This is a genomic window from Lysobacter olei, assembly GCF_054777355.1.
Genome location: NZ_BAAHAT010000015.1, coordinates 1 through 1,400, shown reverse-complemented (window position 1 = coordinate 1,400; position 1,400 = coordinate 1). Strand labels below are relative to the sequence as shown.

The window sequence follows — 1,400 nt, the reverse complement described above, 5'->3', positions numbered from 1 at the left end:
ATTGTTTCTTAACTATAGGTATGTTTATAATAATTTGATCTTTTGGTAATTTAGATTATTCAACTGTTTTTTCATTAGCTCCATATTTTAATCAAGATGTTATAACATTAATAGGTATATGTTTATTAATAGGTGCTATGGCAAAAAGTTCACAAATAGGTCTACATGTTTGATTACCTCAAGCTATGGAAGGTCCTACACCTGTATCTGCTTTAATACATGCAGCTACAATGGTTACAGCAGGTGTATATTTATTAATGAGATCATCTCCTTTAATAGAATATAGTTCAACTGTTTTAATACTTTGTTTATGATTAGGTGCTATAACAACTATATTTAGTTCTATTATAGGATTATTTCAACAAGATATTAAAAAAGTTATAGCTTATTCTACAATGAGTCAATTAGGTATGATGGTAATAGCTATAGGATTATCTTCATATAATCTAGCATTATTTCATTTAGTTAATCATGCTTTTTATAAAGCATTATTATTTTTAGGTGCAGGAGCAGTTATACATTCTGTATCTGATAATCAAGATTTTAGAAAATATGGAGGATTAAAACCATTTTTACCTTTAGCTTATTCAATAATGTTAATAGCTTCTTTAAGTTTAGTTGCTATACCTTTTATGTCTGGTTTTTATTCTAAAGATTTTATATTAGAATCTGCATATGGTCAATTTTATATTTCAAGTACTATTGTATATTTTATAGCTACAATTGGTGCTATGTTTACTACATTATATTCTGTAAAAGTTTTATATTTAACATTTTTAACTAATCCTAATGGACCTTTAAATAATTATAAAAATGTAGATCAAGGTAATATTTTTATTAATTTACCTTTAATTATTTTAGCTATTTTTTCTATATTCTTTGGTTATTTAACTAAAGATGTATTTATAGGTTTAGGTACAAGTTTCTTTATAGATAATAGTATTTTTATACATCCTTCTCATGAAATTATGTTAGATACAGAATTTGCAGTTCCAACTTTATTTAAATTATTACCTTTATTTTTTACTATTACTTTAAGTATAGTTGGTATAATGTTTTCAGAATTTTTTGGTAATTTATTAATTAAATTTAAATTTACTAATTTAGGTTATAATATTTTTAGTTTATTTAATCAAAGATTTTTAATTGAATTCTTTTATAATAATTATATTACTAATTTTGTTTTAAAATTAGGTGGTCAAACTACTAAAATTTTAGATAAAGGTTCTGTAGAATTATTAGGTCCATATGGCTTAGAAAAAGGTTTATTAAATTTAAGTAAAAATATAGGTAGTTTAAGTACTGGTGTTATTACATCTTATGCTTTATATATTTTAATTGGTTTAATTTTCTATGTTTTCTTATTATATTTAAAAATTGATAATAATATTTTATTATTA

Annotated in this window: 1 protein-coding gene and 1 pseudogene; both read left to right on the top strand. The window is 22.3% G+C overall.

Annotated features, from left to right (window positions below; translation table 11 throughout):
- Positions 1-185: 185 nt before the first annotated feature.
- A pseudogene (locus tag ACYVBS_RS14570) lies at positions 186-677 on the top strand (proton-conducting transporter transmembrane domain-containing protein); the annotation flags it as partial.
- Positions 678-731: 54 nt separating this feature from the next.
- The coding region (locus tag ACYVBS_RS14565) for a hypothetical protein (protein ID WP_460824489.1) at positions 732-1,400 on the top strand (669 nt) is incomplete at its 3' end.